Genomic DNA, 15,912 nt, shown 5'->3' with positions numbered 1-15,912 from the left:
AAGCGCGTGGAAATACATATATAGGGTTAAAGGTGAAGGAGCGAAGAGCAAATGGAGCGTCCCCGGGAAAAAGGCATGCACATTGCCAAAAATCTAAAAGTACTAGAATGGCTCAAGAGTGAGATACTAGATCAAGTAGCTGGTCTTTACCGCTATATGATGCATGGCAAATACGAACGGGCCATCGATTGCCTCGCAAGTTTGACTGTAGCGGTATACGTCATGGCGCGGCGCATCGGTTTTTCGTTTCGGGACCTGGAAAGTGCCGTTTTGAAAAAACTGCGCGAAAACGTGCGAGATGGTCACCAAATGGAAGAGTGGTACGGCGACCTTTCCGCCTTGGATGAATACTTGAATAAGAGGTGACGTGTTTGTCGGAGAGATCTCCTCTCACTGACGGAATTATCGGTTCTCTCATACACGTACTTTTACTGTTTGTTTCCATCTTTACCCCCTTATCGTTTATAAGTTTGATGCTGCTTCCCTTGCCGGCACTCGTGTACACTGCCAAACATACGCGTAAAGCCGGCGCTGTTTTCGCTTGCATCTCAGCCGCTTTAGGCGCGCTGTTCGGGCTACTGTGGTTGTTAGCCTCTTTCGTCGCTGCCGGAGCCGGTTGGGGGATGGGCCAGTTTCACCACTCCAAACGCCGGAGTGTTCGAGGGTTACTGCTGACGGGTACGGTCACACTGCTTGCCGGGATTTCCCTGGCTTTATTACTGTTGAGTGTGTCGTTTGACTTTCACCTCGGGTCCATACTAGAGCGACAGTGGGAGCAGACGATGGCCGTGTACACGGAGATTTGGGATGAGATGGGAATTGCCGTGAACGAAAGGGAGTTGAATGTCGTCCGGGAGACGGTCGTCTCCCTGTTGCCAGCCGTTTTTATCGTCATGGCCGGCAGTACGGCCCTCGTCAATCACGCCATTGGCAGGGTCGTGTTGCGCCGTCTGGAAGTTCCGACCGTCAAACTTCCGCCTTTTCAAGAGTGGCATTTTCCCCGCAGCTTGCTGGCGTGGTATATTGTCAGTGTCGTTGTGATGCTTTTGACAGAGATCGGGTCGTACTGGTATTCCGTGGCCGTGACGGCAAACTGGTTAATCACCCTGTTGTTTGTTGTGCAAGCTCTGTCGTTCTTGGCGGCATTGGTGCAGCGATGGCTCCGTCCGCTAGACGCGTGGTTTTGGTTGGTCGTCCTCTTGTTTTTGCCGCTATTCATTTTTATCATGTTGTTCTTTTTTGTTCCCTTGTCGTTTCTCGGCATGCTAGATATCGGTTTTCGCTTTCGCGACAGATTGCAAAAGCGCTAATTCTACTGCCGAAACACTTAAGGGAGAAAACGAGTATCACGCCCTGGTGTAACCCTATGGATCTCGTCATCATGAGGGGTTGGAATGAATGCCGAAGTTTTTGCTGAAACGGTGGCACGGGTATCACGTTGTGGTGATCCTCGTCTTTTGTGTCACGTTAATTGCCCTCCTTTCCCTTGAACATTGGCTGTACGGCCTGTTGGGGCTGAGTGTGCTAGTTTTTTTGGCGTACTACTTGCTGTACGCGGAAAAGTCGTTTAAACGTGAGTTTACCCAGTATGTGGAGACTCTGTCCTACCGAGTGAAGAAAACGGGAGCGGACACTATCCAACACCTTCCTATCGGGATGCTGCTTTACGACGAAAACAGGCGCATTGAGTGGCACAATCCGTTTGTCGCCCGGATTGTCGGCGAAGAACACCTCATCGGGAAAGAGCTGGTCGAATGTTTTCCCGCATTAAAAGACTGGGATGAAACAGAGCAGCCTTTAGATATCCCCCTCGGTAAGCGCATTTACCTGATGCAGGCAAACCCGGATGAGCGGTTAATTTATTTAACTGACGTCACGGAGTGGCGCCATTTAGAACAAACGTACCGGGACGAACAGATCGTGTTCGGCATTTTGCACTTGGATAATTTGGAGGACGTGACACAGGAAATGGACGACCAGAGTCGAACACTTTTGCAGACGAACGTCACGGGGGCGATCACAGAGTGGGCGAACGCCCACGACATTTTACTGCGGCGTTACGGCGACAAGTTTTTTATGATTTTTCATCGCAAGACGTTGGAAGTGCTGGAGAAATCGAAATTTGACATCCTCGACACTGTCCGGGAAATGACGAAAGAAAACAAGATTCCGATTACACTCAGTATCGGAATCGGGAGCTACACGGGGACTCTCTTTGAACGCGCCCGGATGGCGCAAGGTTGCCTCGACGTGGCGCTCGGACGCGGCGGAGACCAGGCAGCGGTCAAAAAGGGAGACCGGATGACGTTTTACGGTGGGAAAACGAACGCAGTGGAGAAGCGAACGAGGGTGAGAGCCCGCGTCATTTCACACGCCTTGCGCAACCTCATCCGCGAAAGTGAGCGCGTCCTCATCATGGGGCACGAAAACCCGGACATGGATTCCGTCGGTGCCGCCATCGGTGTGTGGAAGGCGGCGGACTTGCAGGGAAAAGACGCTTACATCGTATTAAACGGAGAAAATCCTTCCATCTCAAACTTGACGGCGATGATTGAAGAAGACGACCACTTAAACGAAGTGATCGTTTCAGGGGAACAGGCACTGTCCCTTTGTGAACAGCGTACACTCGTCGTCGTCGTCGACACCCACCGGCCGTCGATGACGATAGAGCCGAAGCTCTTGCAGAAGTCGACGCGTGTCGTCATCATCGACCACCACCGCCGCAGTGAAGAGTTTGTAGAAGATCCGGTACTGGTGTACATGGAGCCGTATGCTTCTTCTACGTGTGAACTTGTGGCGGAATTGCTGCAGTACCAGACAGAGCGGCTTTCCATGAATAGACTAGAGGCGACAGCTTTGCTTGCGGGCATCGTCGTCGATACGAAAAGCTTCGCCTTCCGCACGGGTTCCCGCACGTTTGAAGCGGCTTCATTTTTGCGGCAGCACGGAGCTGATCCGGGGTTAGTGCAGACCATGTTAAAAGAAGACTTCGGCATGTTTGTGAAGCGGGCAGAAATTGTTCGACACACGGAAATCTACTTTGACAGCATTGCGGTGGCGGTAGGCGAAGAAGACGAAACGTACGATCAAGTGCTCATCGCCCAGTCTGCTGATACGCTGCTGAATATGACCGGTATTGAGGCGTCGTTCGCCATTGGGCGGCGCGACGCTGAGACAGTGTCTATAAGCGCCCGTTCTCTCGGCTCTATTAACGTGCAAATCGTGATGGAGGAGTTGGGCGGCGGCGGCCACCTGACAAATGCCGCGGCCCAGTTGACCGGCATTTCACTGGAAGAAGCGAAAGAACAGCTGTTACACGTATTAGAACAATTGAATGAGAAAGGAGAGACGACTGAATGAAGGTCATTTTTCGGCAAGACGTCAAAGGAAAGGGGAAAAAGGGAGAAATCAAAGAAGTGGCAGACGGTTACGCGCGCAATTACTTATTGCCTAAGGGACTGGCCGTTGAAGCCACACGGGGCAATGTGAACGCGCTGGAAGCCGAGAAACGGCAACAGGAGAAAAAGGAAAAAATGGCAGACGACCAGGCCCGGGCGTTAAAAGAACGCCTTGAGCAACTGGACTTAAAAATTCCAGCTAAAGCAGGTGAAAACGGCCGCTTGTTCGGTGCGGTGACGTCGAAACAGATCAGTGAACAGCTGATGAAGGAGAACATTCGCGTCGACAAAAAGAACATTCAGCTAAAAGAACCGATTCGCACTCTCGGTGTGACACGTGTTGAAATTAAGTTGCGGCCGAAAATTACCGCAACCCTCAACGTCCACGTCGTCGAAGCGTAACGCGCACAAGGAGATCGATGGATGAAGGTGACACATCATGAGTGACTTGTTTCTGGAGCGTGTTCCGCCGCAAAACATTGAAGCGGAACAAGCCGTGCTCGGCGCTGTCTTATTAGAGAGAGAGGCGCTTTACAGTGCAGCTGAAATCGTAGTGCCTGAGGACTTTTACCGCCAATCCCACCAGCGCCTGTTTCGTGTCATGCTGGACTTGGCGGAAAGGGGCGAGCCCGTTGATTTAGTCACAATTACGGCCGAATTGAAAGATCGCCAGTTGCTAGAGGAAGTGGGCGGCGTTACGTATTTGACTGATTTGGCCAATGCCGTTCCGAGTGCAGCTAACGTAGAGTATTACGCCCACATCATCGAAGAAAAAGCGTTGCTGCGCAAACTGATTCAGACGGCAACCCATATCGCCAGCAAGGGATACGCGGAAACAGAAGACGTGTCTGAAATCATTGCCGACGCAGAAAACCGCATTTTGTCCATAAGCGAACGGAGGACGAGCGATACGTTCATTCCGATTAAGGACGTGTTGCTGGAAGCGTTCGAACGCATTGAGAAGTTACACGCCAATCAAGGTCAAATTAGTGGGATTCCTTCAGGATACCCCGACCTCGACCGAATGACGTCGGGATTCCAAAAGTCAGATTTAATTATCGTTGCTGCGCGGCCCAGCGTCGGCAAAACAGCTTTCGCCCTCAACATCGCGCAAAACGTGGCCGCCCGTTCCCGGCTACCCGTGGCGATTTTCAGTTTGGAGATGTCTGCGTCCCAGCTCGTCCAGCGCATGTTGTGTGCAGAGAGCAACATCGACTCCCACAAGTTCCGCACGGGTATGATGGAGGACGAAGACTGGGAAAAGTTGACGATGGCAATCGGGTCTCTTGCGGAGGCCCCGATTTACATCGACGATTCACCGGGAACGACGGTGTACGACATACGCGGCAAATGTCGCAGGTTAAAAGCCGAACGGGGGATCGGCCTGGTGCTGATTGATTACTTGCAGCTCATTAACAACCGGAGTCAGCGGGAAAACCGCCAACAGGAAATTTCCGAGATTTCCCGGTCGTTAAAAGCTCTTGCCCGGGAGCTCGACTGCCCGGTGATTGCACTGTCCCAGTTGAGTCGCAGCGTCGAACAGCGTCAAGACAAGCGCCCCCTCTTGTCCGACCTGCGGGAGTCCGGGTCCATTGAACAAGATGCCGACATCGTCGCCTTTTTGTACCGTGAAGATTACTACAACCCGGAAACGGACAAGCAAAATATTATTGAAATTATTATTGGCAAACAGCGGAACGGCCCGGTCGGTAAAGTGGAACTCGTCTTTTTGAAAAACTACAATAAATTTGTCAGTTTAGACAAGACGCACACACCTGTGCCGGAGGCGGTAGCCCCCTGACGTGACAGCAGCGTTCTCAGAAAATAGGAGAAAGGTTGCGGCATCGGCAACACGTAGCGCCATTTTCGTAACGGGAGAGGGGGCTTAAGACAGTGAAACATCAACTTTGGAGGCAGTGGCTTCGAACAGTCACTTTTTTGGAAGATCTTAAGGCATTCCCTTCTGCAGTACGTCACACAATTTTTTCAATTGCCGGTGCCGCAGCGGGGCAGGCACGGCTACTCTGAAAAAAGAATACGAACAAAAGAGATATCGTATTTGTGTATTGTTCGCCTTTAAATTGACATCGAGTCCTTCCATTGCTAAACTGATGGTGTTCTACCTTGTCATTGAAGGTGGAATACGAACAAAGGGGTGAAGGCCTTGTCTTCTGTTGTTGTAGTGGGCACACAGTGGGGAGACGAAGGAAAAGGCAAGATTACCGATTTTTTGGCGGAAAAAGCGGAAGTGGTTGCTCGTTACCAGGGAGGCAACAACGCGGGACACACGATCTCCATTAATGGCAAAAAGTATAAACTACACCTTATTCCGTCAGGCATTTTTTACGAAGATAAAGTATGTGTGATCGGAAACGGCATGGTGATCGATCCGAAGGCGCTAGTCAGCGAATTGAATTATTTGCGGGAAAACGGGTTCAGTCCAGACAACTTGTGCATATCAGACCGGGCGCACGTCATTATGCCGTACCACATTAAACTGGATAAGTTGGAAGAGCAAGGAAAGGGTTCAGCCAAAATAGGGACGACCGGGAAGGGCATCGGCCCGGCCTATATGGACAAAGCGGCCCGCATTGGCATCCGCGTGGCAGACTTGCTGGATGAGGACTCCTTTCGCAGCAAGTTGAAGCGAAATTTAGATGACAAGAACCGCTTGTTAGAACGGGTGTACGAGGCGGAAGGATTCAACTTTACCCAGGTGTTCGACGAGTACCGTGAATACGCGGAACACATGCGGCCTTATGTAAAAGACACGTCTGTCGTCTTGAACGATGCGATTGACCAGGGCCGCCGCGTCTTGTTTGAAGGGGCACAAGGCGTGATGCTCGACATCGATCAAGGTACGTACCCGTACGTCACGTCCTCCAACCCGGTCGCCGGGGAGTGTGTATCGGTTCCGGTGTCGGTCCGACGAAAATCCATCACGTGGTCGGTGTGGCCAAAGCATATACGACGCGGGTCGGCGACGGTCCGTTCCCAACGGAACTGACGGACGACGTTGGTGATCACATCCGCGAGGTAGGGAATGAGTACGGAACGACGACAGGGCGTCCGCGCCGCGTCGGCTGGTTTGACAGCGTCGTGGTGCGTCACGCCCGGCGCGTCAGCGGGATTACGGGTCTGTCCCTCAACTCCCTCGACGTGTTGACGGGACTCAAGCGGATCAAGATCTGTACAGCGTACCGCTACAGAGGAAACACGATCGAAAACTACCCGGCGAGCCTTTCCGTACTCGCTGAGTGTGAGCCGGTGTATGAAGAACTTGACGGGTGGACTGAAGACATTTCCGGTGTGAGGAGTCTCGATGAACTGCCCCTTGAAGCTTTGCATTACGTGGAGCGGGTTGCCCAGTTGACCGGAATCCCCCTCACCATTTTTTCAGTCGGTCCGAATCGGGAACAGACAAACGTCGTACGCGGTATTTACGCTTAAACCGTCAGATTGCGCTGACTTCGCTAACATGCGTATCCACTGAGAAATGGGACACTCTCAGTGGTTTTTTGTTATAATGACGTGGATTCTTTTACAGTAACGGCTGTCTTTTTTATTACTAAAAGGAGGAACGAGATGGAGGAACAGGAACAATTTCAAAAGCTGTTTGACAACTACGCTGAAATCGCTTTAAGCGTCGGCGTCAACGTGCAGCCAGGTCAACGGATGATTGTTCAAGCTCCGGTCAGCGCGGCGTCCTTTGTTCACAAACTGGTAGAGAAGGCATACGAAAGAGGCGTGCGCGAGGTGTACGTCGATTACTGCGACGAGGCACTCATGCGGCTGAAATACTTGAAACAGCCAGAAGAGGGGCTGGGAGAGTTCCCGATGTGGAAAGCGAAAGGGTACGTAGAGATGGCAGAAAACGGCGCCGCATTGCTGCAGGTGTACGCTCCTAATCCCCGCCTCATTCGCGACGCACATCCCGATCGCGTGTCCGTGGTCAATCAGACGAGAGCGGCGGCCATGAGAGCATTCAAACGTTACGCCATTGAGGACAAAATCAGTTGGTCGATGGTGTCGTTTCCGACACGGGCGTGGGCAGCGAGCGTTTTTCCGAACTTGCCGCCATCTGAACGCGAGGGAAAACTGTGGGAGTACATCTTTGAGGTGACACGCGTCAATCGGCAAGACCCCATTCAAGCGTGGCGCGAACACGTGGAGCATCTCGCGGCTCGGGCTGCAATCTTGACCGAGAAACAGTATGCCAAACTGCATTTCACTTCCGACAAAACGAATTTGACTGTCGAACTCCCCGCTGAACACGTATGGAAGAGCGCAAAAGCTGTGAGTGCTGCGGGTGTGTCGTTTGTTCCGAACATCCCTACCGAGGAAGTGTTTACTGTCCCGTCCAAGCGTGGGGTTAACGGGACTGTGTACAGCACTCGACCGTTAAACTACAACGGAGTGCTCATTGAAGACTTTTCTTTCACTTTTCAAGGCGGGGAAGTGGTGGACTTTACAGCAGCGAAGGGGCGTGAGATGTTGAAGAAGCTATTGGAAACGGACGAAGGCGCCCGTTTCCTCGGAGAGGTCGCCATAGTGCCCCACGACTCCCCGATTTCCAACACTGGCGTTTTGTTTTTCAACACGTTGTACGACGAAAACGCGTCGTGCCACTTAGCCCTCGGGTTTGCCATCCCGTCAGGTGTAAAAGGCGGGGTGAACATGACGCGCGCGGAGCGGGAGGCCCGCGGGCTGAACGACAGTCTCGTCCACGTCGATTTTATGATCGGGTCTGCTAACTTAGACATCGACGGCGAACGACGTGACGGCGAGCGAGAACCTATCTTGAGAAACGGCCGCTGGGCCTTTTAGTTGAGCCGTTTGCGGCCGTCGGCTACAATTTGACGCTGGTTCCGCACGATCTGTCGGTAGCGGACGGGGTCGGTCTGCTGGAACAAGCGGAATTGGGGCCTCGTGTTCACTTCAAAAATCCATACGTTGCCCCGGACGTCTATGCCGACATCCAATCCGAGGACGCGCAAACCGGGAAACCGGGTCGACAGAACGGCTGCCGTGCGTAACGCGATCCTGTTTAATACGTGTTCAACGAGGCGGACGTGTTCGTCGCGCCACCCAAAACCAGCCTGGAGCACCTTTGGCACCGTGGCGGCGATGCCGCCGTTTGCCCGGTTGGTGACAATTTTTTTCTTGGCCGCTACCTTGGCCGCCATCCCCATCACAATCCACTGGTCGCGGGGCTTTTGAAGGACGACGCGTATGTCAAACGGGCGCCCGTCAACGTGTGCCAGGCGAATGCCTTGTTGTATTAAGTAACGTTTGTGCGGTTGCATGCGTCTCCGTAAATAAGAGATTAAGGTCGTTTCACCGACAATGACCTGGCGCCTTATGCCGTAGCGCACTTCATAACGGTGGGAGTCCGTCAGTTTGACGCGGATGATGCCGGCCCCGCCACCTCCTTTATCGGGCTTCAAATAGACAGAGCCAAACTGTTTGAGCATCTTAAACAAAACATTTGGGTGCCACCGAGCCGTTTGCGGCAAATAACGTGACAATTCGTCATCTTGCGACATGATGTAGGTTTTCAGCCACTTGCTCGCAATTTGTTGGAAGGGCAATCGCTTCAATGTCATCCCCTTTTCATCTTCATTCAGTGTTACTGTAATGTATTCACCTAAACCGATAAAGGGAATGGGGAGGTGCACCCGTCTTTTCGTAAATTTGACCGCTATCTCAGATCAACGTGGTGATCCTTGTTTACCTTCAACTCCCTGTCGGCATAGGTTTGATTTATGCTATCATTAAATTGTGGAAACGAGCATTTTCGTGAAGCCGGTATAAACCGCTGAGATGGAAGTAGAGATGTGGTGAGGGGATGAAACAACCGCGGTTCTGGCTCGTGGTCTTTTTTCTTTTTGTTGTTGGAAGCTGGGCGTCTTCGCTGTTCAATTTGGAGACTCTGGCACAGCCAGTGTTTCGCGAAGGTAACCAAATGATGGAGAACTGGCGTTTCCGCTACATGGAGAGGACAGAAAGCGAGAACTTTTCCCTCTTGCATCCCGGGGAGCGGCGAGAGGAAGCAGCGGCCGTGCTTGACGTGGCGGAGCGCATCTATACCCAATTGACGGCTGACTACGCCTTGCCACAAGACCAACTGATCACGATCGTCCTTTTTCCAGATCGCACCAGCATGCAGGAGCGGTTCGGCTGGCATTACGGACAGAGTGCAACTGGGGTTTATTACGGCGGTGTCATCTATCTCCTCAGTCCAGACGACTGGTCAAATGCAGCGGCTATACCGCCCCTTTCCGATATTAACGCATGGAAACAGTACTTCTACCGGCAAGGACCGCTGGCACACGAATTGGCCCACTACTACTTGGACCAAATGGCGAACGGAAATTTTCCCCGTTGGTATACGGAAGGCTTTGCCCAGTGGATCGAGTACGAGCTGATCGGTTACGAGTGGCTGGAACCGCACAATGTTTTGCATGAAGAACCTCTGTACGACTACGACCAACTCTCCCGTTCCTTCGATCAGCTTCACAATCAAGCGCTGGCGTACCGCCAATCGTTCATGTGGTACCGCTACTTGCTGGAAGAGTACGGTGAAGAAAAGATGGACGAGTTGCACGCGCTCATGCGAAGACGGTGGCCTTTTTCTACAGCGTGGAAGGCCGTTTACGGACAGACAGAAGCGAAGCTGTTGAACGAGTGGAAACAGAAGGTGAAGAGCGAAGAGATACGCTGATGCCGATTTTTGCATAGAAGGGGGACTGAGATTGGCTGCTGCCACCATTTTGGTAGTGGAAGACGAAAAACCGATTGCCGACATCATAAAGTTTAATTTGGAAAAAGAAGGGTACGCGGTCAGATGCATCGATGACGGGAGTGAAGCAATTCGATACGTCGACGAAGAACAGCCGGATCTCATATTGCTCGACATCATGTTGCCGGGAAAAGACGGAATGGAAGTGTGCCGCCACGTGAGACAAAAGTACGACATGCCCATCATCATGCTCACAGCCAAAGATTCGGAAATGGACAAAGTGTTGGGATTGGAGCTCGGGGCGGACGACTATGTGACGAAACCGTTTAGCAATCGAGAATTGTTGGCGCGCATTCGGGCCAACTTGAGGCGGGCAGAAACCCAATCTTCTGGAGAACAGGACGCAAAGGATCACGTCATACGAGTGGGAGACTTAAAAATCGACCAGAACAGTTATACGGTGGAAAAGGACGGCCGTCCGATTGAACTGACGTACCGTGAGTTTGAACTGCTCCAGCACTTGGCGGCGAACGTGAACCAAGTATTGACGCGGGAGCATTTGTTGCAAGCTGTATGGGGATACGATTACTTCGGCGATGTGCGCACTGTGGACGTCACCATTCGCCGGCTAAGGGAAAAAATAGAAGAAGATGCCAGCCAACCGGAGTATATCATCACCCGGCGCGGTCTCGGATACGCGATGCGCAACCCGAAAACAGACAGGTGATGACACATGCCAAAGATACGCCGGTTGTTTCACACTGTACAGTGGAAGTTCGTGATTATATACATTTCGCTCATTCTGATCGCGATGCAAATTATTGGCGTTTACTTCACCCGCACGGTAGAACAGTCGTTTGTCGACAATTTTTCAGAATCGTTGAACTATCAGGCTGATTCCTTGGCGATAAACCTGGAGCCTTACCTTTCTTCAGAAACAGGGAGAGAACAGGAAGATGAGGATGAAATTGCGGAATTCATTCAAGACTTCGTGACGTTAAACAACGCCGGTGTACAAATTATTGACCAAAACGGTGTTATCGTCGGCGGATCCGAGTCGGAAAAGCACTTGATCGGGCAAAAAAACGTGCAACTCGAAGTCAACCGCGCTTTACTTGGGTCGCGGGCGTCCGACATCCGCTCTGACAGTATGACCGGACAGCGGATGATGGTGCTGGCTGTCCCTGTTGAAAGCAATGACAATCAAGTGATCGGAGCCGTCTATTTGTGGGCTCCGATGACGGACATGTACAGTACTGTCCGCCGCATCAACAGCATTTTTGCGACCGGTACTGTGTTTGCCCTTTTGCTGACGGTCGTACTCGGCGTCGTGTTGTCCCGTACGATTACGAACCCGGTCAAGGCGGTGACCGAACAAGCGACGGCGATGGCAAACGGGGACTTTAACCGCCGGGTCAACATTATGAGTAACGATGAAATCGGCCAACTGGGGCAAGCGTTTAACAACATGGCGATCCGCTTGCGCGAAGCGCTCTCCCAAAATGAGGAAGAGCGGGTAAAACTGGCCTCTGTGTTGGCCAACATGAGTGACGGTGTCATTGCCACGGACTGGCAAGGCCACATCGTCGTTCACAATGAACGAGCCGAAGCTATTCTCCACACAGAAATTCAAGAAGGAGACAACTTGTTGCAAGTACTGCCATCCCTTTCACCAAAACTTTCCTGGCCTTTGACGGAACAACGGGTCGTCTTTTGTGAAGTTTCCGCTCCCGACGATGACACTGTTTACTACGTGAGACTCACCTTCACCCCGTATCAACGGCAGGAGGACTACACTGGGGGAGTCATTGCAGTCGTACAAGACGTGACCGAACAGGAAAAACTGGAGCAACAGCGGAAAGAGTTCGTGGCCAACGTATCCCACGAATTGCGCACTCCGCTCACGACAATTAAAAGCTACCTGGAAGCGTTAGACGACGGGGCCATGCAAGACCGTGAATTGGGCCCAAAATTTTTGGACGTGACCCGGCGGGAAACTGACCGCATGATCCGCCTCGTAACCGATTTACTGCACATGTCTCGTCTGGACTCAAAAGAGGCCAGCCTTCGTCTACAGCCGATGCCGATAGCCCCTTTACTAGAGGAAGTGGCAACCCGCTTTGCGATCCCCATCGAACGGAAAAACATACAGCTTGTCCTCGATCTGTCTGCCCCGCTTCCGGACGTGTGGGCAGATCGGGACCAGATCAGACGGGTGCTCGACAATTTGATGTCTAACGCCATTAAATACACGGCTGATGAAGGCGGAAAAATTACAGTGCGTGCCAGGCAAAAGGACGATCGCTATGTGGAAGTGAGGATACAGGATAACGGCATCGGCATTCCGAGAAAAGACTTGGACCGCATTTTTGAGCGGTTTTACCGTGTCGACAAGGCGCGTTCCCGCAGTATGGGGGGAACGGGGCTGGGCCTGTCGATTGCCCGGGAAATTATTCGCGCCCACGGTGGAGAAATCGACATGGACAGCGAATTGCACGCAGGCACGACCGTGACCTTCACCTTGCCGGTAAGGGAAGGAGAAGGTCCTAAGTAGATCGTCGTGTGCGTGGTGGCGCCAGCAGAAGGCACCTCTTCTTCACCCTGTCCGTAGAGTCGTCGGCGAGCGACATTGTAGACCTAACCCTGTTGGACGGTCCGAAGTCTTCAAGGACGGGCACTGTCCACTCTGTAACCGACTTCCGACGAAAATTCACTCTAAAGATGTGCAGAAACGGAAACGACTAACCTTTTGGCTCGCTCTCCGTTGCTACTATACTGTTCGCTGGAGGCATCTGTATGATCGAACGGGTCAAATCCGTTGTGTTAACGATACTCATCCTCACCAGCCTCGTCTTGTCAGGAGTTTTGTGGTACGGTTCCCCTAATGTGGAGGAAATGAACCGCAACGACTACATTCCGCAACAGCTCATCGGGGAATCGCGCCAACTGGAGGACCTGGTCAAGCCGCGCTCTGTCGTGTATCATTCAGGTGACGGGCGCCATTTTATGAGTTTTTCCGGTGACGCCGTGTACGATTCGATCACGGCGTCCATGCCAGAGTGGCAAGTGACGCGGCTTGAGGAGAAAGTGATGACAACGTCGGAGTGGAAAAGCTTCTTAAACGGGTACCGCAGCTTGGAACTGCGCTTTCCAGTGTCCATTCCGACTGCCCTCTTTGCAGAACGGTTGTCCCCCGGGATGGAACCTGGAGAAAGACTGACGGAGATTGACCGAATATGGGTATACCGGTTGCAGAATGAGTGGAACGTCCTCCTGATTTCTGATGTGGAAAACCGAATGTACGAAGGGAAATTGATCCTCGACAGCGGTGAAGACGTGTTCGAACAGGTGAGCGAACTCGGGCCGTTGCGTGTGACGCCTGTTATGGAGAGAATTGTGTCGGCAAACCCTTACGAGCCGATCAGAATGAAAATTCACTACTTTCCTGAAGGGGAAATGTCGATGCCAGAGTGGGAGGCGTCATTGGAAGAAATTGACTTAGAGCAATTAAAAAACTTGTTGTTTCTCGATCCATCTCTCGTTCGGACGGTGACCGACGCTGAAGAAGGTGCCGTCGTGATGCAGGACGGATCGCGCACTGTACGATACGTTGAAGCGAACCGTATGATCTACTACCAAAACTATAAAGTGAAATTGGACGTGACACCCATTGTCCAAGATTTTCACGACGCCGTACAGTTTGTGAACCACCACGGCGGATGGATGGGCGATCACTACTTAGCGAACCTGGATGAAGCAAAAAACGGAGACAAAGGGAACCGCTATGAATTTCGGCTGATGAAAGACGGACTTCCTGTTTATGCCCAAGGGGACGACTGGCGCGGTACACTGTTGACCGTTGAAAGTAAAGGCGGCCACGTGTTGCGTTACGACCGCTCACTCCATTTTGCGTCTGAAGAAGAGTACATCGCCTCTCGCCCGGTCGTCAACGGGATGTTCGACTTAGAGCGATTGACGACAGAGTTCGACATGGCAGACGTCCGCGACATGTTTCCGGCCTACCGCGTAACGCGGGAAGACGGTGTCCTCCGTTACGTTCCTGGCTGGCGCATACAGTTTGCGAACGGAGATGAAACGTGGTTTGAACCTAGCGCGGACGGGGGAGGAGAAGCGGATGGACTGGAGTAGAGCGAAAACGATTTTGATCATCTCGTTCACCCTGCTAAACGCGTTACTCGGGTACCAGGTATGGACGACGTGGAACGAGCAGAGTAAAGCGAGCGAGGTCAGTGTGCAAACGGTGGAAGAGTTGAACCAGTTGTTGGCAGCAGAAAAGATAACGTTATCCGACACTTTGCCCACGGAATTGCCGGAAATTGGCTACTTGCGCATCACTGTCACACAACGTGGGAACGAGTGGCAAACTTTGCGGCCGCGGGTAGACGCTGTGCCGGATGAGGCGGAAAATGTCACCGAAGCACTGGAGGCGCAAGTAGAACACCTTTCGGAGTACGAGCTGGACGAAGGGGCTGTACAAAGAGGGGAGTGGATCTACTATCAACTTGTCGGAGACTATCCCGTATACGCGGCACCGGTCGAATTGAAGCGGGAGGGGAACTTTTTGACGGCGTACCGCCAAGTTAGGATCGAAGTCGAATCGAGAGAAAAGGAGCACGTCGTCATCTCCCCCCATGCCGCCCTCCAGTCAGTCGTAGAAGCTCAACTCATTCCGTCGGGCAGTACGGTTCAAGATGTCAGTCTCGGTTACACAGGGCAGTTACATGCAGAAGAACCCCAATTCATCGTGCCAGTGTGGCGTATCTTGGCGGACGGGCAAGCCCCCCTTTACGTGAACGCGTTGACAGGAGGGCTGGAGACAGGCGACTGGCCCCGTGAACAAGAGTAGAAAAACGGTAAGAGGAGAGAAACGATGCGGTTCAGTATTTTGGCGAGCGGGAGTACCGGTAATGCAATTTACATTGAAACGGACAACGTGCGGCTCCTCGTCGACGCTGGCTTAAGCGGAAAACAAATGACGTCTTTGCTCCGACAGATTGGAGTACAGCCGGAGGCCCTCGACGCTGTGCTTTTAACCCACGAACATATGGACCATGTAAAAGGACTCGGAGTCATGGCACGGCGTTTTCAGTTGCCCATTTACGCGAACGAGGCGACGTGGCAAGCCTTGCCGAAACCCGTTGGAGACATTGATGAACGCCAAAAGCGCATTTTAGCGACGGGAACGTCGATGGCCATCGCCGACTTGGAAGTGGAGACATTCGGCACGTCCCATGACGCTGCCGAGCCGATGGGGTTTTGCCTGTATCACAAGCGAGGGAAATTGAGTATCATGACTGATCTCGGTTACGTCAGCGACAAAATAAAAGGGCAAGTGCGGGAGTCCGATGTCCTCATTTGCGAAGCGAACCACGACATCGAAATGTTGCGGATGGGACGCTATCCGTGGAATGTGAAACGGCGCATTTTAAGCGACGTTGGTCATTTGTCCAACGAAGAAGCGGGGGACGCCTTGCTGGACATTTTAGATTCCCGCTGTCAAGATGTCTACCTCGCCCATTTGAGTCGTGACAACAATATGATCGATTTGGCCCGCATGACAGTGAGCCAAAAATTGCAAGAAGCGGGGGTAGACGTTGGAAAAGAAGTAAAACTTCACGATACATATCACGACCGTCCCACACCCCTTGCAGAATTGCCGCAGCGGTCACTGCTCGGTCGTTGATTCTTTTCACTCTACGATGGTTACTTGGGAGCGGCGGCGTTCATCTCCTGCAAACTTCTATTCTGTCC

13 protein-coding genes and 1 pseudogene are annotated in these 15,912 nt (G+C 52.4%); 13 read left to right on the top strand and 1 reads right to left on the bottom strand.

What is annotated here, in order from left to right:
* The first annotated feature begins 51 nt into the window (after positions 1-51).
* The 7 genes and pseudogenes from B0W44_RS17560 (at position 52) to B0W44_RS17530 (ending at position 8,225) form a co-directional block, all read left to right on the top strand.
* Positions 52-366 carry a MazG-like family protein gene (locus tag B0W44_RS17560; RefSeq protein WP_077721156.1) on the top strand — a complete coding sequence of 105 codons (315 nt, stop codon included), beginning with the start codon at positions 52-54 and terminating at the stop codon, positions 364-366.
* A gap of 5 nt (positions 367-371) precedes the next feature.
* Positions 372-1,310 carry a YybS family protein gene (locus B0W44_RS17555; protein ID WP_169835656.1) on the top strand — a complete coding sequence of 313 codons (939 nt, stop codon included), beginning with the start codon at positions 372-374 and terminating at the stop codon, positions 1,308-1,310.
* 88 nt (positions 1,311-1,398) lie between these two features.
* Positions 1,399-3,360: a DHH family phosphoesterase gene (locus B0W44_RS17550; protein WP_077721154.1), complete on the top strand. Its 1,962-nt coding sequence runs from the start codon at positions 1,399-1,401 to the stop codon at positions 3,358-3,360.
* Positions 3,357-3,800: a 50S ribosomal protein L9 gene (gene rplI, locus B0W44_RS17545; protein WP_077721153.1), complete on the top strand. Its 444-nt coding sequence runs from the start codon at positions 3,357-3,359 to the stop codon at positions 3,798-3,800. Before B0W44_RS17550 ends, rplI begins: the two co-directional genes overlap by 4 nt.
* A gap of 37 nt (positions 3,801-3,837) precedes the next feature.
* A complete protein-coding gene (dnaB, locus tag B0W44_RS17540) occupies positions 3,838-5,199 on the top strand; it encodes a replicative DNA helicase (protein WP_077721152.1) in 1,362 nt (453 codons plus the stop codon).
* Positions 5,200-5,562: 363 nt separating this feature from the next.
* A pseudogene (locus tag B0W44_RS17535) lies at positions 5,563-6,848 on the top strand (adenylosuccinate synthase).
* A 135-nt stretch (positions 6,849-6,983) separates the two neighbouring features.
* Positions 6,984-8,225, top strand: a complete 1,242-nt coding sequence (locus B0W44_RS17530; protein ID WP_077721151.1) for an aminopeptidase — start codon at positions 6,984-6,986, stop codon at positions 8,223-8,225.
* Here the strand turns inward: B0W44_RS17530 and B0W44_RS17525 are convergent.
* Complete coding sequence (locus tag B0W44_RS17525) at positions 8,222-9,076, bottom strand: YheC/YheD family protein (protein ID WP_169835655.1); 855 nt, start codon at positions 9,074-9,076, stop codon at positions 8,222-8,224. The two genes, B0W44_RS17530 and B0W44_RS17525, sit on opposite strands and share 4 nt — an antisense overlap.
* 170 nt (positions 9,077-9,246) lie before the next feature.
* On the opposite strand from B0W44_RS17525, the gene B0W44_RS17520 reads away from it, so the two are divergent.
* The 6 genes from B0W44_RS17520 to B0W44_RS17495 all read left to right on the top strand — a co-directional run bounded on the left by B0W44_RS17520 (position 9,247) and on the right by B0W44_RS17495 (position 15,844).
* Positions 9,247-10,122 carry a peptidase MA family metallohydrolase gene (locus tag B0W44_RS17520; RefSeq protein WP_077721149.1) on the top strand — a complete coding sequence of 292 codons (876 nt, stop codon included), beginning with the start codon at positions 9,247-9,249 and terminating at the stop codon, positions 10,120-10,122.
* A 31-nt stretch (positions 10,123-10,153) separates the two neighbouring features.
* Positions 10,154-10,867, top strand: coding sequence for a response regulator YycF (gene yycF / locus B0W44_RS17515; protein ID WP_077721148.1), 714 nt, complete (start codon positions 10,154-10,156; stop codon positions 10,865-10,867).
* Positions 10,868-10,873: 6 nt separating this feature from the next.
* Entirely contained in the window at positions 10,874-12,694 is a 1,821-nt protein-coding gene (walK, locus tag B0W44_RS17510) for a cell wall metabolism sensor histidine kinase WalK (RefSeq protein WP_077721147.1), read from the top strand.
* Between the two features lie 242 nt (positions 12,695-12,936).
* A complete protein-coding gene (locus B0W44_RS17505; protein ID WP_077721146.1) occupies positions 12,937-14,289 on the top strand; it encodes a YycH family regulatory protein in 1,353 nt (450 codons plus the stop codon).
* Positions 14,276-15,007 (top strand): two-component system regulatory protein YycI, encoded by a 732-nt coding sequence (gene yycI / locus B0W44_RS17500; RefSeq protein ID WP_169835654.1) that lies wholly within the window; start codon positions 14,276-14,278, stop codon positions 15,005-15,007. Before B0W44_RS17505 ends, yycI begins: the two co-directional genes overlap by 14 nt.
* A gap of 24 nt (positions 15,008-15,031) precedes the next feature.
* Positions 15,032-15,844: an MBL fold metallo-hydrolase gene (locus tag B0W44_RS17495; RefSeq protein ID WP_077721144.1), complete on the top strand. Its 813-nt coding sequence runs from the start codon at positions 15,032-15,034 to the stop codon at positions 15,842-15,844.
* The last annotated feature ends 68 nt before the right edge of the window (positions 15,845-15,912 follow it).

Source organism: Novibacillus thermophilus, assembly GCF_002005165.1.
Classification (GTDB): domain Bacteria; phylum Bacillota; class Bacilli; order Thermoactinomycetales; family Novibacillaceae; genus Novibacillus; species Novibacillus thermophilus.
This window is presented reverse-complemented; position numbering and strand designations above follow the sequence as displayed.

Coding starts and splice junctions, on each gene's coding strand:
- B0W44_RS17530 (WP_077721151.1), top strand. CDS start 6,984: ATGGAGGAACAGGAACAATTTCAAAAGCTGTTTGACAACTACGCTGAA.
- B0W44_RS17560 (WP_077721156.1), top strand. CDS start 52: ATGGAGCGTCCCCGGGAAAAAGGCATGCACATTGCCAAAAATCTAAAA.
- B0W44_RS17550 (WP_077721154.1), top strand. CDS start 1,399: ATGCCGAAGTTTTTGCTGAAACGGTGGCACGGGTATCACGTTGTGGTG.
- B0W44_RS17495 (WP_077721144.1), top strand. CDS start 15,032: ATGCGGTTCAGTATTTTGGCGAGCGGGAGTACCGGTAATGCAATTTAC.
- B0W44_RS17505 (WP_077721146.1), top strand. CDS start 12,937: ATGATCGAACGGGTCAAATCCGTTGTGTTAACGATACTCATCCTCACC.
- walK (WP_077721147.1), top strand. CDS start 10,874: ATGCCAAAGATACGCCGGTTGTTTCACACTGTACAGTGGAAGTTCGTG.
- dnaB (WP_077721152.1), top strand. CDS start 3,838: ATGAGTGACTTGTTTCTGGAGCGTGTTCCGCCGCAAAACATTGAAGCG.
- B0W44_RS17520 (WP_077721149.1), top strand. CDS start 9,247: ATGAAACAACCGCGGTTCTGGCTCGTGGTCTTTTTTCTTTTTGTTGTT.
- rplI (WP_077721153.1), top strand. CDS start 3,357: ATGAAGGTCATTTTTCGGCAAGACGTCAAAGGAAAGGGGAAAAAGGGA.
- yycI (WP_169835654.1), top strand. CDS start 14,276: ATGGACTGGAGTAGAGCGAAAACGATTTTGATCATCTCGTTCACCCTG.